The sequence below is a fragment of the Agathobaculum hominis genome, assembly GCF_014288055.1.
Lineage (GTDB): Bacteria > Bacillota > Clostridia > Oscillospirales > Butyricicoccaceae > Agathobaculum > Agathobaculum hominis.
Genome location: NZ_JACOPK010000005.1, coordinates 208,941 through 235,276 on the forward strand (window position 1 = coordinate 208,941; position 26,336 = coordinate 235,276).

21 protein-coding genes are annotated in these 26,336 nt (G+C 60.8%); 10 read left to right on the forward strand and 11 right to left on the reverse strand.

Going from position 1 to position 26,336, the window contains the following annotated elements; all coding sequences use genetic code 11:
- Nucleotides 1–197 precede the first annotated feature (197 nt).
- The 4 genes from carB to pyrR form a co-directional block, all read right to left on the reverse strand.
- Nucleotides 198–3,383, reverse strand: coding sequence for a carbamoyl-phosphate synthase large subunit (gene carB / locus H8S02_RS07185; protein WP_186969940.1), 3,186 nt, complete (start codon nucleotides 3,381–3,383; stop codon nucleotides 198–200).
- On the reverse strand, nucleotides 3,383–4,477 hold the full coding sequence (locus H8S02_RS07190) for a carbamoyl phosphate synthase small subunit (RefSeq protein ID WP_186969941.1): 1,095 nt from the start codon (nucleotides 4,475–4,477) through the stop codon (nucleotides 3,383–3,385). The genes carB and H8S02_RS07190 overlap by 1 nt, the downstream gene beginning before the upstream one ends.
- A 78-nt stretch (nucleotides 4,478–4,555) precedes the next feature.
- Nucleotides 4,556–5,473 carry an orotidine-5'-phosphate decarboxylase gene (pyrF, locus tag H8S02_RS07195; protein ID WP_186969942.1) on the reverse strand — a complete coding sequence of 306 codons (918 nt, stop codon included), beginning with the start codon at nucleotides 5,471–5,473 and terminating at the stop codon, nucleotides 4,556–4,558.
- Nucleotides 5,474–5,536: 63 nt separating this feature from the next.
- Nucleotides 5,537–6,058, reverse strand: a complete 522-nt coding sequence (gene pyrR, locus H8S02_RS07200) for a bifunctional pyr operon transcriptional regulator/uracil phosphoribosyltransferase PyrR (protein ID WP_118685845.1) — start codon at nucleotides 6,056–6,058, stop codon at nucleotides 5,537–5,539.
- A 405-nt stretch (nucleotides 6,059–6,463) separates the two neighbouring features.
- Here pyrR and H8S02_RS07205 point away from each other — a divergent pair, with 405 nt between their 5' ends.
- A complete protein-coding gene (locus tag H8S02_RS07205; protein ID WP_158577044.1) occupies nucleotides 6,464–6,634 on the forward strand; it encodes a hypothetical protein in 171 nt (56 codons plus the stop codon).
- 682 nt (nucleotides 6,635–7,316) lie between these two features.
- Here H8S02_RS07205 and iolG read toward each other — a convergent pair.
- On the reverse strand, nucleotides 7,317–8,336 hold the full coding sequence (gene iolG / locus H8S02_RS07210; RefSeq protein ID WP_186969984.1) for an inositol 2-dehydrogenase: 1,020 nt from the start codon (nucleotides 8,334–8,336) through the stop codon (nucleotides 7,317–7,319).
- A gap of 419 nt (nucleotides 8,337–8,755) precedes the next feature.
- Here iolG and H8S02_RS07215 point away from each other — a divergent pair, with 419 nt between their 5' ends.
- The 7 genes from H8S02_RS07215 to H8S02_RS07245 all read left to right on the forward strand — a co-directional run bounded on the left by H8S02_RS07215 (nucleotide 8,756) and on the right by H8S02_RS07245 (nucleotide 18,374).
- On the forward strand, nucleotides 8,756–9,778 hold the full coding sequence (locus H8S02_RS07215; protein ID WP_186969943.1) for a LacI family DNA-binding transcriptional regulator: 1,023 nt from the start codon (nucleotides 8,756–8,758) through the stop codon (nucleotides 9,776–9,778).
- Between the two features lie 75 nt (nucleotides 9,779–9,853).
- Nucleotides 9,854–11,116, forward strand: a complete 1,263-nt coding sequence (locus H8S02_RS07220) for a TolC family protein (RefSeq protein WP_186969944.1) — start codon at nucleotides 9,854–9,856, stop codon at nucleotides 11,114–11,116.
- 51 nt (nucleotides 11,117–11,167) lie between these two features.
- A complete protein-coding gene (locus tag H8S02_RS07225; protein ID WP_186969945.1) occupies nucleotides 11,168–12,400 on the forward strand; it encodes a TolC family protein in 1,233 nt (410 codons plus the stop codon).
- A gap of 30 nt (nucleotides 12,401–12,430) precedes the next feature.
- Nucleotides 12,431–13,600: an efflux RND transporter periplasmic adaptor subunit gene (locus tag H8S02_RS07230; RefSeq protein ID WP_186969946.1), complete on the forward strand. Its 1,170-nt coding sequence runs from the start codon at nucleotides 12,431–12,433 to the stop codon at nucleotides 13,598–13,600.
- 6 nt (nucleotides 13,601–13,606) lie between these two features.
- On the forward strand, nucleotides 13,607–16,759 hold the full coding sequence (locus H8S02_RS07235; protein ID WP_186969947.1) for an efflux RND transporter permease subunit: 3,153 nt from the start codon (nucleotides 13,607–13,609) through the stop codon (nucleotides 16,757–16,759).
- A 139-nt stretch (nucleotides 16,760–16,898) separates the two neighbouring features.
- On the forward strand, nucleotides 16,899–17,558 hold the full coding sequence (locus tag H8S02_RS07240; protein ID WP_186969948.1) for a hypothetical protein: 660 nt from the start codon (nucleotides 16,899–16,901) through the stop codon (nucleotides 17,556–17,558).
- Between the two features lie 198 nt (nucleotides 17,559–17,756).
- Complete coding sequence (locus H8S02_RS07245) at nucleotides 17,757–18,374, forward strand: phosphate-starvation-inducible PsiE family protein (RefSeq protein WP_186969949.1); 618 nt, start codon at nucleotides 17,757–17,759, stop codon at nucleotides 18,372–18,374.
- 245 nt (nucleotides 18,375–18,619) lie between these two features.
- On the opposite strand, the gene H8S02_RS07250 is transcribed toward H8S02_RS07245, so the two are convergent.
- Both H8S02_RS07250 and H8S02_RS07255 read right to left on the reverse strand, forming a co-directional pair.
- Nucleotides 18,620–19,570: a TIGR03943 family putative permease subunit gene (locus tag H8S02_RS07250; RefSeq protein ID WP_186969950.1), complete on the reverse strand. Its 951-nt coding sequence runs from the start codon at nucleotides 19,568–19,570 to the stop codon at nucleotides 18,620–18,622.
- A 15-nt stretch (nucleotides 19,571–19,585) separates the two neighbouring features.
- On the reverse strand, nucleotides 19,586–20,728 hold the full coding sequence (locus H8S02_RS07255) for a CobW family GTP-binding protein (protein WP_186969951.1): 1,143 nt from the start codon (nucleotides 20,726–20,728) through the stop codon (nucleotides 19,586–19,588).
- A gap of 151 nt (nucleotides 20,729–20,879) precedes the next feature.
- Here H8S02_RS07255 and H8S02_RS07260 point away from each other — a divergent pair, with 151 nt between their 5' ends.
- Nucleotides 20,880–21,599 (forward strand): M23 family metallopeptidase, encoded by a 720-nt coding sequence (locus H8S02_RS07260; RefSeq protein ID WP_186969952.1) that lies wholly within the window; start codon nucleotides 20,880–20,882, stop codon nucleotides 21,597–21,599.
- Between the two features lie 553 nt (nucleotides 21,600–22,152).
- Here the strand turns inward: H8S02_RS07260 and H8S02_RS07265 are convergent.
- From H8S02_RS07265 to H8S02_RS07275, 3 genes are read right to left on the reverse strand one after another with little or no spacing between them, the layout of a single operon-like run.
- A complete protein-coding gene (locus H8S02_RS07265; RefSeq protein ID WP_186969953.1) occupies nucleotides 22,153–22,923 on the reverse strand; it encodes a hypothetical protein in 771 nt (256 codons plus the stop codon).
- Nucleotides 22,917–23,624 carry an ABC transporter ATP-binding protein gene (locus H8S02_RS07270; RefSeq protein WP_186969954.1) on the reverse strand — a complete coding sequence of 236 codons (708 nt, stop codon included), beginning with the start codon at nucleotides 23,622–23,624 and terminating at the stop codon, nucleotides 22,917–22,919. The genes H8S02_RS07265 and H8S02_RS07270 overlap by 7 nt, the downstream gene beginning before the upstream one ends.
- Nucleotides 23,625–23,630: 6 nt before the next feature.
- Nucleotides 23,631–23,999 carry a GntR family transcriptional regulator gene (locus tag H8S02_RS07275; RefSeq protein WP_118686692.1) on the reverse strand — a complete coding sequence of 123 codons (369 nt, stop codon included), beginning with the start codon at nucleotides 23,997–23,999 and terminating at the stop codon, nucleotides 23,631–23,633.
- 412 nt (nucleotides 24,000–24,411) lie between these two features.
- Between H8S02_RS07275 and H8S02_RS07280 the strand changes: the two genes are divergently transcribed.
- Nucleotides 24,412–25,314 carry a zinc ribbon domain-containing protein gene (locus H8S02_RS07280; RefSeq protein WP_186969955.1) on the forward strand — a complete coding sequence of 301 codons (903 nt, stop codon included), beginning with the start codon at nucleotides 24,412–24,414 and terminating at the stop codon, nucleotides 25,312–25,314.
- Nucleotides 25,315–25,554: 240 nt separating this feature from the next.
- Here H8S02_RS07280 and H8S02_RS07285 read toward each other — a convergent pair whose 3' ends face one another.
- Nucleotides 25,555–26,247, reverse strand: coding sequence for a PAS domain-containing protein (locus H8S02_RS07285; RefSeq protein WP_186969956.1), 693 nt, complete (start codon nucleotides 26,245–26,247; stop codon nucleotides 25,555–25,557).
- Nucleotides 26,248–26,336 lie beyond the last annotated feature (89 nt).

Here is a 26,336-nt window from a genome sequence, read left to right on the forward strand (position 1 = left end):
TGCCGGGAAATCGGGATTTCCGGCCGGGAAATGGCGGTTTGCCGCCCGGAAAGTACACACAGAACAGGACAGCAGAGTACAGCACAGTACAGTAGAGTACAGCACAGCAGAGTACAGCAGAGTACAGCAGAACAGAAAAAGTCCGCCATTCCCCGAAGGGAACAGCGGACCTGGTTTCTGGTTTGTGGATGCTGCGGTCAGATCGAGTTGATGTCGATCATTTCGCAGTTTTCGATCTTGATGTCGCCCTCGAGGCAGCGCAGCAGTGCGGAAACAGTATCCATCGAGGTCAGGCACGGGATCGCGCGCTCGACCGCAGTGCGGCGGATATGCACCGAGCCAAGCTCCGGATGACGGCCCTTGACCGAGGTGGCGATGACGTAGTCGATCTTGCCGGACTCGATCAGGTCGATGATGTTCGGGGACGGCTCGTCTACGTTGCGGATGGCGTTGGTCGCGACCATGTGGCGGTTGAGCACGTTCGCGGTGCCGCTGGTGGCGTAGATGTCGAAGCCGAGTGCCTCGAAGCGCTCGCCGATGCGGATGGCCTCCTGCTTGTCCGAGTCGCGGACGGAAATCAGGACAGCGCCCTTCTTCTTCATCTGGAAGCCTGCGCCGGTCAGACCCTTGAGCAGCGCCTCGCGGAAGCTCTTGGCAACGCCGAGCACCTCGCCGGTGGACTTCATCTCAGGGCCAAGCTGGGTATCCAGATCACGCAGCTTCTGGAACGAGAATACCGGAACCTTGACCGCGTAGTGGTCGCTTTCCGGATGCAGGCCGGTGCCGCAGCCCATGTCGCGCAGCTTCTCGCCGAACATGCAGCGGGTCGCCAGATCGACCATCGGCACGCCTGTTACTTTGGAGATGTACGGAACGGTACGGGACGAACGCGGGTTTACCTCGATGACATAGATCTGGTCGTTGTACAGCACGAACTGAATGTTGACCAGACCGAGAACGGCGAGGTTCTTCGCGAGCGCCTCGGTGTAGCGCACGAGGGTGTCCTTGTGCTTCTTCTCGATGTTGATGGACGGGTAGATGGAGATGGAGTCGCCGGAATGGACGCCTGCGCGCTCGAAATGCTCCATGATGCCCGGGATGAGGATGTCGTCACCGTCGCAGATGGCGTCGACCTCGATCTCGCGGCCCATCATGTACTTGTCGACCAGAACCGGGTTCTCGACCTTGTTGCGGGTGATAACCTGCATGAACTCGCGGACATCGGCTTCCTTGTACGCGATCTCCATGCCCTGACCGCCCAGAACGTAGGACGGACGGACGAGGACCGGGTAGCCGAGCTCGTCGGCGGCCTTGACGGCCTCCTCTTCGGTCATAACCGTGTGGCCCGCCGGACGCGGGATGCCGCACTTCTCGAGGATGACGTCGAATTTCTCGCGGTCCTCGGCGGCGTCGATCGACCATGCCGGCGTGCCGAGGATCGGAACGCCCAGCTTCTCAAGGTGCGCCGCAAGGTTGATGGCGGTCTGGCCGCCGAACTGAACGATCGCGTAGTCCGGCTTCTCGGCCTCGACGACGCCGGTCACGTCCTCCGGGGTCAGCGGCTCGAAGTACAGACGGTCAGCGGTGTCGAAGTCGGTGGAGACGGTCTCCGGGTTGTTGTTGATGATGACGGTCTCGCAGCCGAGCTTCTGCAGCGCCCAGACCGCGTGAACCGAGCAGTAGTCGAACTCGATGCCCTGACCGATGCGGATCGGGCCGGAGCCGAGAACGAGGATCTTCTTCTTGCCGGACGGGGGAGCGACCTCGGTCTCCTCGTCATAGGTGGAGTAGTAGTACGGGGTCTCCGCCTCGAACTCCGCCGCGCAGGTATCTACCATCTTGTAGACCGGCAGACGCTTGACATCGGAAATGTCCTTGCCGGAGAGCTGCTCGATGGTCTTGTCGAGGAAGCCCATCTTCTTGGCGCGGATGTACAGGTCGGAGTCGATCTTCTCGGCGGACGCCAGCTCCTTCTCCATGTCGATGATGTTCTGGAACTTGTGCAGGAAGAATACGTCCATCGTGGTGATCTCGTGGATCTCGTCGATGGTCATGATGCCGCGGCGCAGCGCCTCGCAGATGTGGAACAGGCGCTGATCGTCTGTGCGGGCCACGCCCTTTTTGATCTCTGCATCCGACTGCTTCTGGATGCGCGGCGCGATCATGCTGTCCAGCTTGATCTCACAGCCGCGAACGGCCTTCATCAGCGCGCCCTCGAAGGTGTTGTCGATGGCCATAACCTCACCGGTGGCCTTCATCTGGGTGCCGAGGGTGTTGTCCGCGTAAACGAACTTGTCGAACGGCCAGCGCGGGAACTTGACGACACAGTAGTCGAGGGTCGGCTCGAAGCAGGCCTTGGTCTTGCCGGTGACGGCGTTCGAGATCTCGTCCAGACCGTAGCCGACGGCGATCTTTGCCGTTACCTTTGCGATCGGGTAGCCGGTCGCCTTGGAAGCCAGTGCGGAGGAACGGGAAACACGCGGGTTTACCTCGATAACGGCGTACTCGAAGGATTCCGGGTTGAGCGCGTACTGCACGTTGCAGCCGCCCTCGATGCCCAGCTCGGTGATGATGTTGAGCGCGGAGGTGCGGAGCATCTGGTACTCCTTGTCGCACAGGGTCTGGCTCGGCGCGACGACGACCGAGTCGCCGGTATGTACGCCGACCGGGTCAACGTTCTCCATGTTACAGATTGTGATGGCGTTGCCCTTGTGGTCGCGCATGACCTCGTACTCGATTTCCTTCCAGCCGGCGATGCACTTCTCGACAAGGATCTCGTCCACACGCGAGTACATGATGCCGGAGGCCGCGATCTCGCGCAGCTGCTCCCAGGTGTAGGCGATGCCGCCGCCGGTGCCGCCGAGCGTGTACGCCGGACGGATGATGACCGGCAGACCGATCTCGCGGGTGAAATCGACCGCGTCCTCAACCGTGTGAACGACCTTGGAGGCGATGATCGGCTCGCCGATCTTCTCCATGGTGTCCTTGAACATCTGGCGGTCCTCCGCCTTGGCGATGGTGGTCGGGTTTGCACCGAGCAGCTTGACGCCCATCTTCTCGAGGAAGCCGTTCTCGCACAGCTCCATGGCGAGGTTCAGACCGGTCTGGCCGCCGAGGTTGGGCAGCAGGGAGTCCGGGTGCTCCTTCTTGATGATCTCCTGAACGGCCTCGACCGTCATCGGCTCGATGTAGACCTTGTCAGCCATGGCCTTGTCGGTCATGATGGTCGCCGGGTTGGAGTTGACCAGAACGACCTCCAGACCCTCTTCGCGCAGTGCGCGGCAGGCCTGCGTGCCTGCATAGTCGAACTCGGCCGCCTGACCGATTACGATCGGGCCGGAGCCCAGTACCATTACCTTATGAATATCCTTGCGAAGCGGCATTACTGAGCGCCTCCTTTCGACTTTTCGATGTTTTCAATGAATTTATCAAACAGATACGAGGTGTCCATCGGACCGGGGCATACCTCGGGGTGATACTGCACGGTGAATACCGGACGGCCGATGTGCTCGAGACCCTCGACCGTGCCGTCGTTCAGGTTGACGTAGCGCACGCGGGCGATCTTCGGGTCGACCGACTCGCCGACAACGGCGTAGCCGTGGTTCTGCGAGGTGATGTAGGTGCGGTCCTCGTCGATGTCCTTTACCGGATGGTTGACACCGCGGTGGCCGTACTTGAGCTTGGTGGTCTGGGCGTCGATGGCCAGCGCCAGCAGCTGGTGGCCGAGGCAGATGCCGAAGATCGGCATATCGGACTTCAGCAGCTCCTTGAGGTTCGCGACGATTTCGACGTTCTCAGCCGGGTCGCCGGGGCCGTTGGACAGCATCACGCCGTCGTACTTGCCGACTACGTCCTCCGGCTTGGTGTATGCCGGAACGACGGTGACTTCGCAGCCGCGCTTGCACAGCTCGCGCTCGATGTTGTACTTTACGCCGTAGTCGAACAGCGCGATGCGGTACTTGGTTTCGCCCTCAGCCGGGTAAACGATGTTCTCCGCACAGGTAACGGTCTTGACCGCGTCCTTGACGACGTAGGCCTTCATCTCCTCGATGGTCTGCTCGTCCGGCTCGAAGCCCTCGGTGTAGATGACGCCGTTCATGACGCCCTCGCCGCGCAGCTTGCGCGTCAGACGGCGGGTGTCGATGCCGGCAAGGCCAACGACCTTCTGCGCCTTGAGGTACTCGTCGAGCGTTACCTTGCAGCGCCAGTTGGACGGGTACTCGCACATCTCGCGCATGATGAAGCCGGAGACCCAGCTCTTGCGGGACTCGTAGTCGTCAAAGTTGATGCCGTAGTTGCCGACGAGCGGGTAGGTCATGGTAACGACCTGACCGTAGTAGGACGGGTCGGTCAGGACCTCCTGATAGCCGGCCATGCCGGTGTTGAATACGACCTCACCGATGCTCTGTCCCTCGTAGCCGACTGCGGTGCCCTCGAACAGGGTGCCGTCCGCCAGCAGTAAGTATGCTTTTTTCATTCTTATATCTATTCTCCTTGCGTTTATCTCAAAGGTGACGGCGGGGTAAGGGCACCCCGCCCTGCGGATAGACGTTTTTTATTTAATTGCCGCTACGATGTCGTCGCGCATGCGGATCGCTTCTGCACGGGCAGCTTCCTTGTAGTCCTCGCCGTTGTTTCCGGTCTTTTTCCACGCGCACATGATGCCGCGGGAGGAGTTTACGATCGCGCCGAGGCCGTCGTCGTTGAACGCATTGGCGATGTCCTTCGCGGTCGCGCCCTGCGCGCCGTAGCCCGGCACGAGGAAGTAGCTCTTCGGCAGCAGCTCACGGATGATCTTCTGCTCCTCGGGATAGGTCGCGCCGACGACCGCGCCGATCTGGTTGTAGCCGCACGGGGTGTCCAGACCCTCGCCCCACTTTGCGACCATCTCAGCCATGCGCGCGTAGAGCGGCTTGCCCTCCATGTCGCGGTTCTGAAGCTCGCCGGAGGACGGGTTGGAGGTCTTGACGAGCAGGAACAGGCTCTTCTCGCGGCTGCGGCACTCCTTGAGGAAGGGCTCGACGCCGTCCGTGCCGAGGTAGCCGTTTACGGTGACGCTGTCGCAGCCGTAGGGCGCGATCTCGGTGTCGCCGACACGGGTCTTGCCGAGGTACGCCTCTGCATATGCGGAAGCGGTCGCGCCGATGTCGTTGCGCTTGATGTCACCGATGACGTACATGCCCTTGGCGTGCGCGTAGTCGATGGTCTCCTTGAGCGCCATCGCGCCGTAGGAGCCGAGCAGCTCATAATATGCAGCCTGCGGCTTGACCGCCGGGACGATGTCGCACAGCGCGTCGATCAGACCGCAGTTGAACGCAACAACGCTCTCGGCTGCTGCGCGCAGGGTCTCGCCGTGCAGCATCATGTTGCGCCCCGAAATATGCTGCGGAATGTATTCGAGACGGGCGTCCAGACCGGCTACGGTCGGATTGCCTTTTTCCTTGATCTTTTCTACTAAGGTTTGGATAGACATTTGGTTCTTCCTTTCTCATAGTGAGTGTATCATGCGGCTGCACGAGACAGCGGGGATGCTGTCTCAAAGAATAGCAACGTTATCTTCCCCGTCCACCTCGCGGAGGCGGACGCAGACCCTTTCCTCGTGCGAGGTCGGCAGGTTTTTGCCGATATAGTCCGGGCGGATGGGGAGCTCGCGGTGGCCGCGGTCGACCAGAACGGCGAGCTGGATGCGGCTTGCGCGGCCGAAGCAGGAGACCGCCTCGATCGCGGCGCGCACGGTGCGCCCGGTGTAGAGTACGTCGTCCACGAGAACGACGGTCGCGCCCTCGATGCGCGCGTCGGGGGAGGGCATCGGCGCGTCCTGCCGCGGCATGTCGTCGCGCCACGGCGTCACGTCCAGCTCGATGACCGGAGGAGTCGTGCCTTCGACCTCACCGAGCTTCTGCGCGATGCGCTGCGCGAGGTAAATGCCGCGGGTGCGGATGCCGGCGAGCAGGAGATGCTCGGCGCCCTTGTTTTTTTCGATGATCTCGAACGCGATGCGGGTCAGCGCACGGCGGATGCCGTCCGCGTCCATGATCACGGTTTTCTGACCTGCCATGCGACACTTCCTTCGAGAATAAACATGCAGCGAAATGAATAAACTTACGAACCGATATAAGAAAAATGACTTTCCGCACGATAAAAGACGCAGAAAGCCGCACTGAAGTTACACCTGTCCCCTGTTTCGGCTGACGGCGTATGCACTGTTTTCTGCCTTGTGCGGCTCACGGGCCGCTTCTTAAAGGCGGATTTTTCCAAATCGTACCGTGAACGGAGCCACGGTGTTCTCTATCATTATACTGTATGCGAGCGTTTTTGTAAACAGTCGATTGCGCAAAATATTCCGGATTTTGCAGGTGGATTTTGTCAGCGCTGACGGAGGAAGAAAGCGGGCGCGGCGGGACATAATAAGGGAGCGGCGCGGAGAGCAGCGCTGAAAAAAGCGAAAAACGGAGGAAGAAGTATGCAGGTATCACCATTTGTATCGGGTGTCGCGACGGGAGCGGTCGCGGGGGCAGTGATGAGCATTGTGGCGGCGAGTGCGATGCTGAACCCGTCGCTGCGGCATTCGGCGCAGCACGCAGCGAACCGGGCGGAGCACGCTGTGCACCGCGCAGTGAGCAGGATGGGATAAGCCCGCCCGAGGTGAGCGTGTACAATGGCCGCCTTTGGCGGCCGGGGATTGCCGCCGCCCGGCGGCGGGGGCAAAAGGGGCAGGGACACCAAGGTTTCCCTGCCCCTCTTGACTCCCCCTCATCTTCCTTGGGACGCGACTCCCTTCGGTCGCGCGTCTAAAAGCGAGGGGCCCACAGGGGCGTTTGGTGCTCCAAGAGCACGCCCTTGATGGAAGCGGAGCTTTTCGCAGCGGAATGCTGTCGTTCTGCACAGAATGGCCGCGCACTGTTATGCGCGGCGCCTTACGCAAGGGAAATTCAGGGCAGTAAAGCGTCCAAAAATCTGCCCGACGCACGGAACCGAGCTCCCGTACCCACGTTTAGCCGAGCATCTTCGATGCGACGGCTCAAAGGAAGGTCAGGGGAGTCAAGAGGGGACAGGAAACCATGTTTGGTGTCCTGTCCCCTTTTGCCCTCCGCCGTGGGCACGGCGTCTCCGCCGCCGAAGGCGGCAATGCTCACGCCCTCGGAGGGCGTAATCTCGCCTCCAGCGGCGAGCCGCCGGATCGGCGGAACCGCCTGCCGTCAGCAGACGGTTAAGAGAAAAAAGACCTCTGCTGAGGGCATAAGAAAAAGGCTCCCTTTTGTCAAGAGAGCCTTCTTTTCTTGTTTTACATCAGCGTACGCTGCGGATTTTCGGAATTACTCCTCAACCTTTACGTAAACGCCGCCGTTACGGCAGGACTCGGTAGCAGCCTTAGCCATCAGAACCGGACGCAGGCCGTCAACAGCGCCGACAGCAACCGGCTTGTCGTTGTTGATCGCATCAACGAAGGAGATAACCTGGTTGATGAATGCCTGGTTGTAGCGCTCGAGGAAGAACCACAGCGGCTTCTCGGACTTCGCGCCGTCTACGGTCATAACGGTGGTGGTGTTGACCAGATCGTTAGCGTCGGAAGCCATGCCCTTGGAGCCGAAAGCCTCTACGCGCTGATCGTAGCCGTAAACTGCCTGACGGGAGTTGTTGATGACAGCGATGCAGCCGTTAGCCATCTTCATGGTAACAACAGCGGTGTCAACGTCCGGAATGCCGGACTCTTCCTGCAGCTTCGGGTTAACGAGGCAGGAACCGACAGCGGAGATCTCAACAGCCTCGGAACCGGTTACGTAGCGAACCATGTCGAAGTCGTGGATCATCATATCATAGAAGATACCGCCGGAAACTGCAACGTAGGATGCCGGAGGGGGCTCCGGGTCACGGGAGGAAACGATAACGATGTGCGGATCGCCGATCGTGCCGTCCTTGACTGCGTCTGCAACTGCCTTGTGGTTGTGGTCGAAGCGGCGGTTGAAGCCTACCTGGAACTTGACGCCCTTCTCCTCAACGAGTGCGAGCAGCTTCTTGATCTTGTCGATATCATAATCGATCGGCTTCTCGCAGAATACGTGCTTGCCAGCCTGAACTGCTGCCATGGATACATCGCAGTGCGTGTCAGTGGAGGAGCAAACGAATACTACGTCTACTTCCGGGTTGTTGATAACGTCCATGAAGTCGGTGGAAACGTTGGTGATCTTGCGCTCTGCCAGCCACTCGCGTGCGCCGGACTTATCCAGCATCGGATCTGCTGCTGCGACTACCTGTACGCCCGGTACAGAGTTGATCAGGTTGTTGATGTGCAGCTTGCCGATACGGCCGCAGCCAACTACGCCGATTTTCAGAATGCCCATTGTAATTCTCTCCTTTTCAGTAGGTCGAGACTCCGGATGGTCAGTCTGCACAGCGCAGACCGCATTCCGCAGCTCTCCCTTGGATAACTTTATTATATCCCACTTGCCATCGTGCTTCAAGTGGGGATTTCATTTTTAGCGTACCGCCCAATTTTTGCATGTCCATTTGGTGAAAAGTACAGGAAATCACGGGCAAAAACGTGCAGAAGAGCCGTGCGTTGTGCAAAAATAAAAAATGCACAACCGAATGCGACAAATTCGCGCGCAGTGTCTAAAATGCACAGAATTGCTTGTGAAGCTTTGTTTGGTATGATAGAATAAACCGTGCAAACGTGAACTAAAATGCACAATTTACCGTGATTTCGTGCTGTGAACGAAAAAATGCACGAGAGAGTAAAAGGGAGATTCCTGCTATGAAGGTAACTGCACAGTGGATCGCGGATCAGTGCGGCGTATCGCGCGGAACGGTAGACCGCGTGGTAAACGGCCGTCCGAACGTCTCGCCCGAGGTGCGCGAGCGCATTCAGAAGCTGATCAGCGAATACGGCTACAAAACACCGACGCAGCGGCAGGCGGCCCGGGCGGGCCGCGGCGTGTACCGCATCGGCGTCATCCTGCCGAGCTGGGATGCGTTCTTCATCCGCCGCATGCGCGACGGCATCCGCACCGCGGTGCACAACCGCGGCCTGAACGACGTGACCGTGCTGGTCGAGGAGCTGAAGAACCGTTCTCCGCGCTCGTACTTCGAGGCGATCGGCCGCATGGAGGAGCGCGGCATCGACGGCCTGATCGTCACCGCGCCCGACACGCTCGTCATGCGCGAGGAGATCGACCGTCTGGTCGCCTCCGGTGTGCCGGTCGTGACCTGCGACTCGGACGTCTGCCAGAGCCGCCGACTGTATCACATCGGTCAGGATATGGTAAAGTCGGGCCGCGTCGCGGCGGGACTGATCGCGCCCTATGCGGAGGGCGGCGAGATCCTCGTCGTTACGGGCAACCGCGAGTTTGCGGCGCATGACCTGCGCGTGCGCGGTTTTCTTGACCGGCTGCACGAGCTGCGCGGCGACGACGTGGTCGTGAACGTCATCGAGAGCGTCGAAAAGTACGAGCTGACTTATGACGGCGTGCTGTACTACGCGAAGGGTCATCCGCGTCTGCGCGGCATCTACATGGCGAACGAGTCCGTGCGCGGCTGCATGGACGCGCTCGAGCGCGTCAGGCCGGCGCGCCGTATCCACGTGGTCTGCCACGACTTGACGCCCTATGCGCGCAAATACCTCGAGGAGGGGCGGCTGGACTTCATCATCGACCAGGACTTCTCCGCCCAGACCACGCGCGCGATCGAGGTGCTCGCGCACACGCTGCGCACGGGCGAATCGCCGCGCCGGAACATAGAATATATCCACACGAGCATCATCACGAGAGAACTGCTTTAAGGCAGCACCGCAATATTGCAAGAGCACGCATGGGGGCGCGCGTTCTCCGCAAGCGAGAGGAGACAAGGTATTTATATGAAACGAAAAGTCATCAGCGCACTGCTCGCCTGCACCCTGCTCGTAGGGTCGGCCGTGCCGGCGCTCGCGGCCGGGGAGACGGCGGCGGGGCAGACGCCTGCCGGCATCGGCGCGGAGGCGCCCGCGCTCAAGGTCCGGCAGATGGGCGTGCTGGCCGTGAAAAAGGCGGTGAAGGAGGATAACAGCACAGTGCGCATCCTGCGCAAGAACGCCTCCGCCATCGAGGACGCGGCGGGCGGCTCGTCATTCGGTTCGGCGTCGGTCAGTCCCGGCGCGACATACAGCGAGCTGGCGGACACGCTCGAGAAGATCCTGGAGAGCGGAACGCTGGACGGGGACACGAAAAAGGCCTATGAGGCGCAGATTACCGCGCTGCGCGGCAATGCGGAGAACATGAACCTGTCGGTGAGCGTGCAGTATCAGAGCGCGCTCGCGATGCTCTCGCAGCTCGACGATCAGGCCTACCAGCTGCGCCGACAGGCGGACAGCATCGCCAATCAGATGGCGATGGCGGCGCAGAACCTGCTGTATACGATGGAAACGCTGGACTGCCAGATGGAGAGCCTGAAAAACGGCATCGCGACCCTCGACCGCAATCGCGCGGTGATGAAGGTGCAGCGCAGCCGCGGCATGATCGGTCAGCTCCAGCTCGACACGGTGGAGAACCAGCGCGTGCAGCTGGTCAATTCGCAGCAGACGCTCGCCAATATGCGCGAGCAGATCGGTCTGTCGCTGTCGCAGCTGTGCGGACTGGACGCGGATACGCTCGTCGAGCCGTCCACGCTCATTATGCCCTATGAGGGCGAGCTTGACCGGATCAACGCGAAAACCGGCCTCGAGAACGCGAAAAAGAACAGCTTTGACATCTGGAGCAGGCGCGTGTCGCTGCGTGCGGCGCAGAACGTCTATGACAAGAACATTTCCGGCACGGCCGAGGCCGTGAAGGCGGCGGAGGACCAGCTTGCGGTGACGCAGGAGTCGGTCGAAACGGCCTACGCCACGGTCATTCAGAACATGAAGGACAGCCGCGTGTCGCTCACGGCGGCGCAGAACGCGCTGACGCAGGCGCAGGACGATCTCCGTCTGGCCTCCGTCAAGTATAAGCTCGGCACGATGAGTCGGCTCAGCTACCAGTCCGCTGAGGACGCGGTAAAGACCGCCGAGATCAACGTCAGACTCGCAAAGCTGACCGTTGCGCAGAACTACACGGCGTGCCAGTGGGCCGAGCAGGGCGTGCTGACGCTCCCGACCGGTGTTTAACATTTGATAAATCCATAAATCCCATTTCGCTATTAAGAAAGGTTGATACATATGAAGAGAGCAGCTGCCGCAGGACTTTGCGCGGCTCTGCTGTGCGGCATGTGCGCCCCGGCCTACGCGGCGGACACCGCAGCCGCACAGACCGCCGTGCAGACGCCGGTCAGGCTGACGTTCGATACGCTCGAAAAGACCGTGCGCGAGGGAAACGTTTCCATCCGCTCGTATCAGCAGACGGTGGAGAGCGCGGAAAAGACCGACGTTTCCGACCAGTACATCAACAAGTATTTCAATCTGTCGCAGCAGATCGACGCCTACGACAGGCAGATCAGGGAGCTGAAGAAGTCGCGAGACGGCATCACGGATACGGCGCTGCTCGCCTCGATCAACGGGCAGATCAAGCTGCTGCAGGCGCAGCGCGAGAGCCTGTACCGGCAGTATAACGATCTCGACGACGACGAGGACGACGCAAAGGACGAGCAGAAGAACACGGTCAACTCGACGCGCCGTCAGATGCAGAACAACGCGGACACCATCTGCATGTCGGCCGAGAACAACTACATTTCGCTCGCGTCCATGCAGTATTCGCTCGCACAGACCGAGCGCAGCCTGCAGCAGCTCGACCGCACCATCGCGCAGACGAAAAAGCAGGTCGCCCTCGGCATCGCCACAAAGAACGCGCTCTCCGGCCTGCAGAGCCAGCGCGAGCTGCTCGCGGCGAAGCAGAAGAGCGCGCAGACCTCGGCGGACAGCCTCAGGAACACGCTCGCCATTCAGTGCGGCTACCCGACCGGCACCGAGATCACCATCGAGGCGCTGCCGGGCGTGACAAATGAGCAGCTCGCCGCCATCGACTACGAAAAGGATCTTGCCGCCGCGCTCGAGAACAGCTATTCCATCTGGTCCGCCAGCGACAGCGTGCGCAAGGCGTCCGACGACTACGAGAACGACGTCACCAACAATCTGCACGCCTATGAGGCGGCGAAGATTCAGCGCGACGCGACCGAGGAGAGCGTAAAGAGCTCGTTCCGCAAGCTGTACAAGACCATGCAGGAGAAGATCACCGCCATGGCCGCCGCGCAGGGCGACCTGACGCAGGCGCAGAAGACCTTCGCGGTCTCCGAGCTCCAGTACAAGCGCGGCATGATCTCCCGGCTGAAATACGAAGAGGCGCAGGACACGTACACGACCGCTCAGGAGACAGCAGAAAACGCGCGTACCGACCTGCTGACCGCATACAACAATTACGAGTGGGCAAAGCGCGGCGTGATGTCGAGCGCAAACTGAGAAGACAGGCAAATTCTAAGGAGGAGACCGATGAAAAAACGTATTTTAGCGGCGCTGCTCGCAGCATCCATGGCGCTCTGCGCGGGCTGCGGCAGCCAGACGAGCGACGACGGGGAGGAGCAGACCGCAGCAGGCACCGCCGTTGAGGTGGCCGAGGTGACGAAGGGCGCGATGAGCACCGAATACTCGGTCAACGGCAAGGTCGTTGCGGACAACGAGGTGCAGGTGTTCCCGATGCTCGCCGGTCAGGTGCTGACGCTCAGCGTCAGCGAGGGCGACAAGGTCGCGAAGGGGCAGACTTTGCTGAACGTGGACACCTCGTCGGTCACCTCGACCATGTCCTCGCTGCGCGAGTCGTACAATGCGACCAAAACCGCGACCGAAAAGGCCATCGAGAACGCGCAGATCGGCGTCGAGCAGGCGCAGCTCGCCGTCGAGAACACCGAGGCGCTGCTCGAGGCAGGCGCGGCCGCTGAGCAGGATCTGACCAAGGCCAAGCAGGGCCTTGCGCAGGCGCAGGCCGGCGTACAGCAGGCGCGCGCGCAGCAGGCGGCATCTCTCGCCCAGATCCAGGCGAGCATGGACCAGATCAACAAGCAGGCCTCCTACGGCACGGTGACTGCGCCCTGCGCGGGCACGGTCACGGCGGTGAATGTCGTGCAGGGCGGCATGGCCTCCTCCGCACAGCCGGCGGTCGTCATCGCCGAGGACAGCCGCGTCAAGATCAACGCATCGGTCTCTGAGGATGTGTTCGCCGGTCTGCACACCGGCGACAGCGCGGGCGTGCAGATCTCCGTCCTGTCCGACGAGGTCAAGAGCGCGAAGATCGTCTCGCTCCCGGCAGCGGCCAACCAGCAGACTAATCTCTATGACGTATCGGTCTCGGTTCCGTCCGGCACCGAGCCGGCCATCGGCGCGTTCGCGACCGTCATCTTCTACACCGACCGCCGCGAGAACACGCTCTCCGTTCCGACCGACTGCGTGCTGACCGGCAACGACAACGAGCGCTACCTGTTCACCGTCGACGAGAGCGGCACGACCGCTGCGCGCGTGACCGTTGAGACCGGTCTGGTCGGCAAGACCAACACCGAGATCACCTCCGGCCTGAACGAGGGCGACCGCGTCGTCGTCAAGGGTCAGTCCTACCTGTCCGACGGCTCTGCCGTCCGTGTCGTCACCAGTGACGGCGGGGAGGGTTAAGGCTCGATGAAAGTAGCAGCAACCTTTATCAAGCACAACGTAATGACCATCCTTCTGTATCTCATGGTCATTGTGTTCGGCTTTTACAGCTTTTCTACCCTGCCGCTCGCGCTGATGCCGTCCATGGAGGTTCCGGCGGCGATCGTGTACGCGACCTATCCGGGCGCGGGCCCGGAGGACATCGAGCAGCAGGTCGCCAAACCGCTCGAGAGCGCGGTGGCCGGTCTGTCCGGTCTGGATACGCTCCAGTCCACCTCGTCGGAGAACATGGCGATGCTCGTCGTTCAGTTCACCGACTCTACCGACCTCGACGACGCGATGACCGACCTGCGCGACAAGGTCAGCCAGGTCAAGAGTCAGCTTCCCGACGACGCCTCCGACCCGACCGTCATGAGCATCGACATCGACTCCATGCCGGTCGTGCAGGTCGCGCTGCGCGGCTCTGATCTTGCGGCGCTCCAGTCCATCGCAGAGGACGAGATCTCCCCGGCGCTCGAGCGTCTGGACGGCGTAGCGTCCGTCGATGTTTCGGGCGGCTATGAGGACGAAGTCGCGGTCAAGACCAACGCCGCGCGCCTCAAGGGCTACAACCTCACCATTACCTCGGTCGCACAGCAGCTCGGCGCGGACAACATGGCCATCCCGGGCGGCGACCTCGACAACGGTTCGCAGACGCTTTCCGTCCGCACGGACGGCGAGTATTCCTCGCTGAACGACGTCAAGAACGCGCTCATCTCGCTCCCGGCCGGCGGTACGGTCCGTCTCAGCCAGATCGCGGACGTTTCCATGCAGCCCAAGGACCGCTCCACCATCGCCAAGGTCGACGGCGAGGAGTGCATCATGCTCTCGGTCAACAAGCAGTCAGGCTCGAACACCGTCAAGGTCGCGCAGAGCGCGGTCGACCGCCTGAACGAGGTCATCGCGGAAAACGATGCGCTTCAGGCAGACGTCGTTATGGACCAGTCCGACTACATCAACATGACCGTCGACAACGCGGTGCAGAACATCTGGATGGGCGTGCTGTTCGCAGCGGTCGTCCTGCTCGTGTTCCTGCGCGACCTCGGCGCGACACTGTCGCTGACCATCGCGATGCCGTGCTGCATCCTGTTTACCTTCCTTATCATGAACTTGTGCGGCATCACGCTGAACATGATGTCGCTCGGCGGCATTACGCTCGGCGTCGGCATGATCGTCGATAACTCGATCGTCGTTCTGGAGAACATCTTCAGCTACCGCGCGGACGGCTACAGCCGCTGGGACGCCTGCACGAAGGGCACGGGCGAGGTCATGACCTCGGTCACGGCGTCCACCCTGACCACCATCGCCGTATTCCTGCCGATCGCGCTGTCGGGCGGCATGACCGGTATGATGTTCAAGGAATTCTGTATCACCATCGTCGCGCTGCTGCTCAGCTCGCTCATCATCGCGCTGACGCTCGTGCCGCTGCTGTGCTATATACTGCTCGGCGCGTCCAATGTCAGCAAGGCCGCCTCGGCGGGCTCGGATGAGCTCAAGGCCACCACGATCGTGGAAAAGCCGCTCATGCGCCGCTACCGCAGCAGCCTGAAATTCCTCATCACCCACCGCTGGGCCGGCATCGCCATCACGCTCGCCATCTGCGTCCTCAGCGTCATCAGCATCGCCATGGCCGGCATGGAGCTGATCCCGGAGATGGACCAGGGTCAGGTTTCGGTCTCGGTCTCCATGCCGAACGGCTCGACCATGGAGGATACCGCGGCCATCCAGGACCGCATCGCGGGCATTGTCATGGATAAGGTGCCGGAGACCGAGCAGATCTACTACTCGACCGGCGACTCGACCTCCATCATGTCCTCCGCCTCCGGCGCGAGCGTCACGGTTTCGCTCGTCGACCTCGACAAGCGCGACCGCTCCGCGCAGGAGATCACCAAACAGCTCCGCCGCGACCTTGCGGACATCGCCGGCTGCGAGATCACGGTCTCCGCAAGCGAATCCATGAGCATGTCCACCGACTCGGACATCAGCGTAGAGCTGACCGGCGACGACTATGACCAGCTCGCCGCGACGGCGGACGACCTCGTGGAGAAGCTCTCCGCCATCCCGGACGCGATCAACGTCGAGTCCTCTGCCGGCGAGCAGACGCCGCGCGTCGCGGTCAAGGTTCGCCGCGAGAACGCCTCGCGCTTCGGTCTGACTCCGGCCGCCATCGGCGGTCTGGTGCGCGGCGAGCTGACCGGCTCGACGGCGACCACGCTGCGCATGAACGGCGAGGAATACGACGTTACGGTATCGGGCGACGCGGACGTCGCGACCAGTCTGGACGCGCTGCGCTCGATGCAGCTGCCGACCGCAACGGGCGGCAATGTGCCGCTGAGCTCGGTCGCGGACGTTTATACCGAGCTGAGCCCGCAGTCCATCGTCCGAAAGAACCAGAAGGAGACCGTCACCATCACCGGCGAAAGTGAGTCCGGCGACGCGAACGCCATCACCGAAAAGGTAAACGAGGTGCTCGACTCCTACGAGACGCCGGACGGCGTGGAGATCGGCGACGGCGACACCATGGCCTCCCAGATGGCTGAGACCACCGGCTCGCTCATGCTCGCCCTCGCGGTCGCGATCGCGCTCGTCTACTTCATCCTCGCGACCCAGTTCAACTCGTTCGCGCTGCCGATCGCGATCATGCTGATCCTGCCGATCGGCCTGCTCGGCTCGATGATGCTGCTCGCGCCGACCGGAAACCACGTTTCCATGGTCGCGCTGCTCGGCGTTATCATTCTGGCCGGTACGGTCGTCAACTCGTCCATCGTCCTGATCGACTATACCCTTCAGCGCCGGGAGCGCGGCGAGGACAAGAACACCGCCATCCTCAACGCCTGCCCGCGCCGCGTCCGTCCGGTCCTGATGACCGCGATGACCACCATCCTCGGCCTCGTGCCGATGGTATTCTCGAACGGTGAGGGCTCGGAGATGATGAAGCCGATGGGCATCGTCATGATGACCGGCATGGTCATCTCGACCGTTGCAACGCTGTTCATCACGCCGGTCTACTACTCGCTGACCGACAGCATCGCAGAGCGCCTGAAAAAGCTCGTTCACCTGCCGCGCCGCAAGGGCGGCAAGGGCAGAAAGGGCGGCGGCAGCGGCGAGAACACGGAGGAAACCCCGGCTTCTGCCGAATAAACCCGCCAGATTATCGTTGCAAAAATCAGTAAAATACTGTATGATAGGTGTATCAACGCCCGAAAGCGGAAACGGCTGCGTCAGCGCAGCCGTTTTTCCGGCCTTCCGGCAGATTTTGAGAGAGGGGAGACCGCAGTCCATGAAACGATGGCCTGTTGCCGCCGCAGTGCTTGCGGCATGCCTCACCGGCTGTGCCGGGGAAACGACCGCGACCGTCAATCCGCAGACGCAGGCGCTCGAGCGTGCCGAGCAGGCGGGATTGCTCCGGGAAGAGGAGAAAAAGCCGCAGCTGCTCAGCGTGTATGAGGCGCAGAAGCTCGCGGGCGAGCAGTTCGACAGCGAAAGCTATGCAGTAGCGCCGTCGCGCGAAACGCTGGAATGCGAGATCGAGGGAGAAACACATTCGTTTGCCGTGTTCAACGTCAGCCGCCGCGCGGACGGCGGCGCGGTCGGACAGGTGGCCGTGGACCGTGTGACGGGCGACCGGTACAGCTATCCCGGCGAGGGCGTTCTGGGGGAGTATGACGCCCTGCTCAGTGAGCCGGAGGACACGGAGACCGACTGGGCGGGCTGCTATGCCGCCTCCTCGGGCGCGTCGGTCACGCTCGAGCAGACCGGCGAGGGAACGTTCACCTTCACGTTCTCGGACGGCGTGACGGGCACGGCCTCGGCCGACCGCGACAGCGCAGCCTCCGAGGACGGCGAAACGCGCTTCCTGCTGCATGAAGATGTGCTGACCGTGATCGGCAGCGGCGAGACCGGAAACTATACTCGGGTCGAGCAGCCGGAAGTGCAGTAAAGAGCAGAAAGGACACAGACTTATTGTCTGTGTCCTTTTTTGTCAAAAATTCGTCGGTATTTTTGGCTATTTTATGAAAAATGTCGAATAGCATTGCCATCAGCCGAGGGCGTGTGCTATAATGTTTACAGATAAATTGTTAAGATTTTGTCAAAAAAACAGAAGAGAGAAAGAGTAGCAGCAAGAGGAGAAAAAGAGATGAAGAACCAGTTCAGAGAACGATTATCGTTCTGCGCGACCATGATCGAGATGGTGGTCGGCGGCCTTATCCTGATCGGATGCATCATATCGGGCATCGGTCTGATCGGCACGACCGACATCAGCGAGCTGCTCGGCGACGCGCATTACCTGCAGGACCGCATGAGTGATGCGTGCCTGATCCTGATCGGCGCGGAGATGCTCAAGATGATCACGAGCTATACCATCGACTCGGTGGTCGACGTCATGCTGCTCGCGATCGCGCGTCAGATGATCGTCGAGCATACCTCGCCGCAGGAAAATCTGCTGGCGGTGCTGTCGGTCGGCGTGCTGTTCGTCATTCGAAAGTTCCTGTACATTTCCCGTCTGGACAAGCGGCGCGAGCTGGAACGGAAAAGGAAAGAGGACAAGCAGAAGGGAAGCGCGCCGTCGCCCGCCGCAGAGAACGCGGAAGCGTCTGCTGCGGAGCCTCTCCAGAGCGACGAGATGCGCAAGCGCGACGAGTTCCACATCGACGAGGAGCTGGAGGAGCTGGAACGGCTCAAGGCCGCCGTCGAGCGCAAGGCGGAGGAGGAGCTCCGCCGCATCGAGCAGATGGAGAAGAACGTTATTCACTGAAGCTGCCGCGCGGCTGCTGTATTTACGGCAACACCGCACAATTAAAGCTGCGGCGCTTTGCGGAAATTTTGTGCCCTGACTTTGTTGCGATTTCACGGTAATACATCAAGTATTACCGCAAAACCGCGCCTTGTCAGAACGCAAAATTTGCTCGCAAATCGCTCTTGTTCAATTATGCGGTATTGCCTTACGTAAAAACCCCCTGCATGGACTGAAAAATGTCATGCAGGGGGTTCTTTTATCTTTTAGTTGAAGTAAACGATATCTTCCTTCGCCTTTTCGGCCGGAACGACCTCGATGGCGTGGAGCACCGGGCCTTCGCCGCGGTACTGCGGCAGCGTCTCGACCGTCACGGACGCCGTGACCGTGACCCAGTCGCGGACGCCGAGCTCTTCGGCCCTGTCATAGCGGCAGATGAAGCCGAGGAAGGTCACATCGTCTGCGCAGCAGACCATGCCGAAGCGGCCGGGCACGAACGAGCCTGCCGGAACATCCTTGCCGCGGTAGACCTGCGCGAGAAAACGGACGGTCTTGCCGTCGTACTTTTCCGGCTCGCCGGTCGCGTCGATGTACCAGAGACCGTAGTCCTCCGGCTTGATGTCGATGATGTCGGCGTCGATGTCGAACGGGAGCGGCATATTGCGCGAGTAGTCCTCGGAATTGCCGTTCAGATCGTCCAGATAGATGGCCGCGCGCGGGTTCATCGCCTTGATGTTCTTCTTGTAGAGCATCTCCTTGAGCGCGTCCGTGCAGCGGTTGAAAACGACCATGTCGGCGGTGGTGATGTGCTCGAACATCTGCGGGCCGATGTTGTTCGAGTAGACCTCGAAGGTGGTCGCGTCGACCGTCGTGATGATCTGGTACAGCTCCCAGCGCGCCGGGAACGCCTGCATCAGCGACTCGAGCTTCCACATGCCGTTGTACTCGACGATGATGCGGTCGGGGTTGTACTTCTGCTCGATGCGCTTGAGGATGTTCGGGGTCAAACGGTCCTCGGACTCGACCGGGACGAGAGCGGTGCCGTAGTGGGCGAGCCACTTTTCGTCGTATTCCTCAATGCCCTCCTCGCAGAGCAGCAGCGCGGTCACTTCGTTTTCGGTGAAATTCGGGTCGGCAAGGATCTCCTTGATGAACTTGGTCTTGCCGCTCTCCAGAAAACCGGTAAAGACATATACCGGAATGGGATTGTTAGCCATGTGGGGGTTCCTCCCTTAGTTTACGCCGAACAGGGAAGCGATGCGCTCCTCGTCCAGCTCGGAGCCGATGACGCACAGACGGCCGGTGTAGTCGGCCGAGCCGCGGCGGATCTCGGGTGCGCCCGGAACGTAGTCAAAGTGCAGCCACTCGCCGCCGTCTGCCGCCGGAACGATGCCCTTTGCGCGCAGAACCGTGCCGAGCGTAACATCGCCGAGCGCGGTGAGCGCTGCGGTGAGCTCGTCCTCGGTGTATTTGTGGGTCGTTTCCTTACCCCAGGAGGTGAATACCTCGTCGGCATCGTGGTCATGATCGTGGCCGCAGCAGCAGTGACCGTCATGGTCGTGATGATGGTGCTCGTGCTCATGGTCGTGATCGTGGTGATGCTCATGTTCGTGGTCATGGTCATGGCAGCCGCAGGTGCAGTCCTCGCCGTGCTCATGATGATGGTCATGCTCGTGATCGTCATGGTCATGCTCGTGATGATGCTCATGCTCCTCGTGGTCATGGTGATGATGCTCGTGATGCGGCTCGTGCGCGATCTCCTCGAGCACCTCGGCGACCAGATCGCGGCTGCCCTCCATGGTCGCGAGCAGCTGCTCGCCGGTCAGATCCTTCCACGGAGTCGTGACGATGCGCGCGTGCTCGTTCAGGCCGCGCAGCATGGCGACGGTCTCGTCGAGACGCTTTTCCGGGCACTCAGCGGTGCGCGAGAGCAGGATAGCGCCTGCATGCGCGACCTGATTCTCGAAGAACTCGCCGAAGTTCTTGAGGTACATCTTGGCCTTGAGCGCGTCAACGACGGTGACGAAGCTGTTGAGCTGAACGTCGAGGTGCGCGTTCTGAACCGCTGCGATAACGTCGGAGAGCTTGCCGACGCCGGACGGCTCGATGAGGATGCGGTCGGGGTGGTACTGGTCGACGACGTCGTGCAGCGCCTTGCCGAAGTCGCCGACGAGCGAGCAGCAGATGCAGCCTGCGTTCATCTCGTTGACAACGATGCCTGCGTCCTTGAGGAAGCCGCCGTCGATGCCGATCTCGCCGAACTCGTTCTCGATCAGAACGACCTGTTCGCCCTTGAGCGCGTCCGCGAGCAGACGCTTGATGAGCGTGGTCTTGCCTGCGCCCAGAAAACCGGAGATAATATCAATTTTAGTCATGATTGTCGCTCCATTTCATTAGTTGCTTTTCGCTTGATAGATATTATACCACATTTATCGCAAAAAGAAAAGTTTTTTAGTTAGCAAAGGCTAATTTTGTATAAGCGGAAAGCCGCGCGGACATACTGCGGATAAAAGGAGGGAAAAGACCATGAAACATTATGAACCGAAACATATCGCCGCGCTGTCCGACCGCGGATTTTACACGATTCTGACCGTGTGCGGACTGATCATCGCAGCGAGCGCGTGGGTGCTCTGGATGCACGCCGGGTCGAGTGCAGAAACTGCCGTTCCCGAGACGGGCGCGCCGGTCATCACGCCGGCGGAGGATGTTCCCGACCTGACCGTGCAGGATATTCCCGTGACGGCGGAGGAGCCGGAGAGCGGGGAAGAAACGCCCGCCGAGGCCGAAGAGCCTGTTTCCGTGCCGGAGCCGACACCGGCGGTCACGGTTTCCGCGCCGGTGTATACCCGGCCGACAGCCGGTGCGGTGCTGACGCCGTTTTCGGGCGATATGCTGCTGTTCCAGCCGACGCTCGGAGACTGGCGCGTGCACAGCGGCACGGATTTCGCCTGCGAGGCAGGGGAGAACGTTTCGGCGCTGACCGACGGCACGGTGCAGGCTGTTTTTGAGGACGGACTGTACGGAACGTGCGTCACGCTCGCGCATGCAGGCGACCTCAGGACCACGTACCGCGGTCTGAGCGAGGTGCGCGTGCGCGAGGGGCAGGCGGTTTCGTCGGGAGAGGCGCTGGGCGTGTGCGCGGCGGGCATTCCGGCGGAGGAAGCGATCGGCACGCATGTGCATGTGGAGGCATCCCGGGGGGATGCGGCGGTCGACGTGATGGAGCTTCTCGGAGAGGAGGAGTAAGCGCCCCATGGGACGCCGCCGCCCGGCGGCGGGGGCAAAAGGGGCAGGGACACCAAGGTTTCCCTGCCCCTCTTGACTCCCCGACCTTTCCTTAGGACGCGACTCCCTTCGGTCGCGCGTCTAAAAGCGAGGGGCCCACAGATACGTTTGGTGCTCCAAGGGTACACCCTTGATCGAAGCGGAGCTTTTCGCAGCGGAACGCCGCCGCTCTGCACCGGATGGCCGCGCACTGTTATGCGCGGCGCCTTACGCAAGGAAAATTCAGGGCCTAACAGCGTCCCAAAATCTGCCCGACGCACGGAACCGAGCCCCCGCACTCCCCGTTTAGCCGCGCGACCGCAGGGAGTCGCGGCGCAAAGGAGGGTTTTGGGGAGTCAAGAGGGGGCAAGGGAACCATACGGTGCCCTTGCCCCCTCTTGTTCTTGCCGGTGAACACCGGCACTCCCGGCCGCCGCAGGCGGCCACTCTTCACGCCCTAAGACAGGGCGTTTTTCGCCTCCAGCGGCGCACCGCTGTATCGGCGGAAAATTTCGCGTCTGCCCTTCGTAAGGGCTTATTCTAAGTTGAGCTTGTGCGTCAGAATATATCTGGTTCCGGCAAAGCAGACCGCCGCTGCTGCGGCGCTCACCAGACACAGGATCAGCACCACGAAATGCACGGCGCCGGAGCCCATCGACGCCCAGAACTGGCCAATCGAACGCGCCATGGACTCGCTGACGGCGTTGCCGCCGGCCATCAGCACGAGCATGCCGATGATCTGCACCGCAGTCGAGAGCACAAAGTACCACACGAACGCCATGAGCAGACGGTGCTTTTTCGCGAGGTGGCCGAGCGCGATGCACAGATAAATGAACAGCACGGCCGCAAAGGCGCACAGCACAAGCCACAGCAGACCCTCGAGTACATAGGGGACTGCGGCCGGGTCAAAGAAAGAAAATGTCGCAGGATTTATGCCGTGCGATAACAGGAGGATGCTCAGAAACGCTACAAGGCAGCTCAGAAAGCACATCGCAACGGCAATGATCGCCTTGCTGAAAATGTGCTGCGTAACCGAAACCGGCAGGGTGAACATCAGATAACCCTCGCCGCCGAGCAGGCTCTTGTAGAACCGCTGCACGAGGATGACAGCTGTCGCGACAAATACCGCCGCGAAGATCACGACATAGAGCATGCTCATGATAGCCGCCGGAATGCCGAACAGCAGCTCCGGAACCGCTTCCGAATACAGCAGGTGGTTGATGAGCGCGACGAGAATGATCGCGCCGTAGAGCGGCAGACAGGCGCGCGCGCACGCCTTCCACTCGTATTTCAGTAACTTTAACATGCAAATACCTCCCGGAACAGCATATCAACGGATTTTCCGTGTTCCTCGCGGATCGTGTCCACGCTTTCATGCAGGACCATTTCGCCGTCCTTGAGGAAAACAACCTCGTCGAGCACGCGCTCGATGTCAGCGATCAGATGGGTCGAGAGCAGGACCGAAGCGTCCTCGCTGTAGTTTGCGAGAATGGTGTTTAAGATGTAGTCGCGCGCGGCCGGGTCGACGCCTGCGATCGGCTCGTCGAGCACATAGAGCTGCGCCCTGCGGCTCATGGTCAGAATAAGCTGAACCTTTTCCTTCGTGCCCTTGCTGAGCGTTTTCAGACGGTCGAGCGGGGAAATGCGCAGCGTTTTGAACATTTCGATTGCCTTGACGCGGTCGAAATCCCTGTAGAAATCCGAGAAAAAGTCGATGACGTCCGTGATCTTCATCCAGTCGCTCAGATAGGCGCGGTCGGGCAGGTAGCTGACGATGCTGTGCGTGTAGCGTCCCGGCTGTGCGCCGTCCACGGTGATCATGCCCGAGGTCGGCTGAAGCAGACCGTTGAGCAGTTTGATGGTGGTCGTTTTGCCCGAGCCGTTCGGGCCGAGCAGGCCGATGAACCGGCCGCGCTCCAGATTCAGATCGAGATTTTTCAGTGCAGTAAAGCTGCCGTAGTTTTTTGTCAGGCCGCTGCATACGACCAGAGGCTTGTTCTGTTCCATAAAAGATCATTCCCCTTTCCCGTGCCGCTTTTCGAGAAGCGACAGGATTTCCTGTTCGGTAAAGCCGAGCTGGCTCATGCCGGCGAGAAACTCCGAAATCCGTTCGTCCGCAATCTGTTCGCGAATCTGTGCGATCATACTCCTATCCTCCGTTACATATCGTCCGCTTGTGCGGTTGCTGTGCATCAACCCCTCGCGCTCGAGATCCGCAAGGGCGCGCTGCATGGTGTTGGGATTGACCCCTGCCTGTGCAGCAAGCTCACGCACCGGCGGCACCTTATCACCCGCGTTCAGCTGGCCGCTGACGATCTGTTCGGTCAGCTTTTCCATGATCTGCTGGTAGATCGGGCGATCCCCACGAAGCTGCCACTGCATAGCCTCAGTCCTTTCTTGTTATGTTGTACTATGATAATAATACAATAACACAAACCTGTCAAGAGGGAAAATAAAAAAGATTTTCCCCTCGGCAGAGGGGAGCCTTGCCGCCGAAGGCGAGAGAGGCCCTCCCGGGCAGGGGGTTATTCGCCATGACATGGCGTGGGGAGTGCCGCCGCCCGGCGGCGGCATTCTCGCCGGTGAACACCGGCACTCCCGGCCGCCGCAGGCGGCCATTCTTCGCGCCCTAAGACAGGGCGTTTTTCACCTCCAGCGGCGCACCGCTGTATCGGCGGAACCGCTTGCCCTCTGCTGAGGAAAAAAGAGGGGCGTTCGCCGCCCTGCGGCGAAATATCTTGCACTGCGCGGCAGGATTTGATATGATGAAGATACCAGAAAGGGGGCGCATCATATGAAATGCCAGCACTGCGGTATCAACTTCGAGGACGGGGAACGGTTCTGCCCGATCTGCGGCGAGCGCGCCGGCAGCAAAGGCCGCCTCAGCGAGACGGGAAAACCCCTGTTTCCCCATAAAACTGTACGCCCGAGAGCCGAAAAAAAGACCGAACGCGAAAGCGTCCGATCTGCGATAGACCCACAGTATGAAAGCGTGCGCACGACCGCACAGCACAAAACGCATTCGCACGAAGCGCGTCCCATCGGCACGAAGGCCGTTCCTTCCGCCATGCCGAAAAAATCCGGCGGCGCTAAGGGCGGCCGCAAGGCGGGCGCGATCATCGCGGCGGCCGTTGTTCTGGTCAACTTTATCCCGACGATCATCAGCCTGATCGAGGACAGCACCGCGAATTTCCCGGAGCGGCTCCCGGATTTTGTTTACGATTTTACGGACGGCGACAGCAGCCATGATTATGATAATGCGGATACTTATATCGATCTGAGCATTCTGATCGGGGAGCAGATCGAACTCCCGCTGAGCGACGGCGCGACGCTCGCGCTTTATTTTGAACCCGGCGAGGACGGCTCGTATACGCTCGGCTATATTGCGCCGGACGGCTCGAAGCAGTATGTTGAGCAGGGCTATTCCAGCTGCTCGGAGGAAAGCGACAGCTGGTATGACGAGGAGAGATTCCCGACCGAGGATTACGAGTTTTATCTGACATGGATGACGAAAACCGAGGAAGCGGCATCGAATACTACGGTTCCGCCCTGGTATGATGCGCGCGGCGAGAGCGACATCTGGCTGTGCATCTACCGCAGCCGCACCGACGGCAGCATCATCCTGCAGGATATGGACCAGCTCGGCCTGTTCGGCGATACGGACATCTATGAACTGAACCCGACAGATCTGATCTGAACAAAGGAAGAAGGCACGCCTGTGGCGTGCCTTCTGCGCACGCAGGGCGTGCGCAATCTCCTGCCGCATTTTGCCTTCGGCAAAACAGGCAGGACAGGCGCTCCGCAGAGCGCCGCGTAAAAAATCTCCGTAAAAGTCCAGCTCTGCCGGACTTTTACTCCACTGCCTCGGGACTCGTGTCCCGAGCCGCCCCTGCCGTGCAGGGGCGAGGGGGCGTATCTAAGGGGGACAGAGTCCCCCTTAGAACGCATCTCCGCGGCGCAGCTGCGTCAGATACCGGTAAACGCTCGCCTGCGAGCAGTGCAGCACCTCGGTCACCTCGCGTACTGCGCCCTTCAGACGGAAATAGCCGTGCTTTTCCAGCTCGGAGATGATGTGCAGCCGCTCTTCGGACGTCAGCGCGTCCGCCGTGGTATTCGCCTCGAGCAGCATGCGGCGCACGGCCTCGGCGGCGGTCAGCTCGCCGTCCGGCGCGGCGGATGCCTGCCCGCTGTCCGACGGCCGGTTGAGACCGGCAATCTCGAGTCCCTCGATCTCCTGCCAGAAATGGTCCGGATGACACAGATGCAGCACTTCATCGACCAGATCGCGGTAGCGGTTGTCGTCGAAGCGCACGCTCAGCAGACCCTCCGGCTCGTCGTCGCCGTCGGCAAGGATGACCGCCGAGGAGCGCAGCAGGCGTCCGTCTGCGGTCACGCTGTGGCTGTTGACCAGCGGCTCGCGGTCGCCCTGACGGAAACGCTCGAGCATGGAAAGTCCTGCCGCGGCAAGCGGCGTGCCGAGCGGACGGCCGCTGTTCATTCCGCCGGCGATGAAGATCAGCGGACAGCCTTCGGCCCTGAGGTCGAACAGCGACAGCTCATAATCCTGACCGAGCATCTGCCCGAAGAACTCGATCAGTCTGTCGTATTTTTGCAGCAGTGGATGACGCATCCGGGGACTCCTCGCTTTCAGAAATGTAGACTGGTAATATTATACTTCAAAATACAGATGCTTGTCAAAACGCGGAAACGGTACAGCTG

Excerpts from the sequence above, each read along its gene's own strand:
- H8S02_RS07255 (WP_186969951.1), bottom strand. The coding sequence starts at position 20,728 with ATGACTAAAATTGATATTATCTCCGGTTTTCTGGGCGCAGGCAAGACC.
- H8S02_RS07280 (WP_186969955.1), top strand. The coding sequence starts at position 24,412 with ATGAAATGCCAGCACTGCGGTATCAACTTCGAGGACGGGGAACGGTTC.
- H8S02_RS07265 (WP_186969953.1), bottom strand. The coding sequence starts at position 22,923 with ATGTTAAAGTTACTGAAATACGAGTGGAAGGCGTGCGCGCGCGCCTGT.
- H8S02_RS07215 (WP_186969943.1), top strand. The coding sequence starts at position 8,756 with ATGAAGGTAACTGCACAGTGGATCGCGGATCAGTGCGGCGTATCGCGC.
- H8S02_RS07270 (WP_186969954.1), bottom strand. The coding sequence starts at position 23,624 with ATGGAACAGAACAAGCCTCTGGTCGTATGCAGCGGCCTGACAAAAAAC.
- H8S02_RS07230 (WP_186969946.1), top strand. The coding sequence starts at position 12,431 with ATGAAAAAACGTATTTTAGCGGCGCTGCTCGCAGCATCCATGGCGCTC.
- H8S02_RS07250 (WP_186969950.1), bottom strand. The coding sequence starts at position 19,570 with ATGGCTAACAATCCCATTCCGGTATATGTCTTTACCGGTTTTCTGGAG.
- H8S02_RS07220 (WP_186969944.1), top strand. The coding sequence starts at position 9,854 with ATGAAACGAAAAGTCATCAGCGCACTGCTCGCCTGCACCCTGCTCGTA.
- pyrF (WP_186969942.1), bottom strand. The coding sequence starts at position 5,473 with ATGTCTATCCAAACCTTAGTAGAAAAGATCAAGGAAAAAGGCAATCCG.
- carB (WP_186969940.1), bottom strand. The coding sequence starts at position 3,383 with ATGCCGCTTCGCAAGGATATTCATAAGGTAATGGTACTGGGCTCCGGC.
- H8S02_RS07235 (WP_186969947.1), top strand. The coding sequence starts at position 13,607 with ATGAAAGTAGCAGCAACCTTTATCAAGCACAACGTAATGACCATCCTT.
- H8S02_RS07190 (WP_186969941.1), bottom strand. The coding sequence starts at position 4,477 with ATGAAAAAAGCATACTTACTGCTGGCGGACGGCACCCTGTTCGAGGGC.
- H8S02_RS07205 (WP_158577044.1), top strand. The coding sequence starts at position 6,464 with ATGCAGGTATCACCATTTGTATCGGGTGTCGCGACGGGAGCGGTCGCG.
- H8S02_RS07225 (WP_186969945.1), top strand. The coding sequence starts at position 11,168 with ATGAAGAGAGCAGCTGCCGCAGGACTTTGCGCGGCTCTGCTGTGCGGC.
- H8S02_RS07260 (WP_186969952.1), top strand. The coding sequence starts at position 20,880 with ATGAAACATTATGAACCGAAACATATCGCCGCGCTGTCCGACCGCGGA.
- H8S02_RS07285 (WP_186969956.1), bottom strand. The coding sequence starts at position 26,247 with ATGCGTCATCCACTGCTGCAAAAATACGACAGACTGATCGAGTTCTTC.
- H8S02_RS07245 (WP_186969949.1), top strand. The coding sequence starts at position 17,757 with ATGAAGAACCAGTTCAGAGAACGATTATCGTTCTGCGCGACCATGATC.
- H8S02_RS07240 (WP_186969948.1), top strand. The coding sequence starts at position 16,899 with ATGAAACGATGGCCTGTTGCCGCCGCAGTGCTTGCGGCATGCCTCACC.
- H8S02_RS07275 (WP_118686692.1), bottom strand. The coding sequence starts at position 23,999 with ATGCAGTGGCAGCTTCGTGGGGATCGCCCGATCTACCAGCAGATCATG.
- pyrR (WP_118685845.1), bottom strand. The coding sequence starts at position 6,058 with ATGGCAGGTCAGAAAACCGTGATCATGGACGCGGACGGCATCCGCCGT.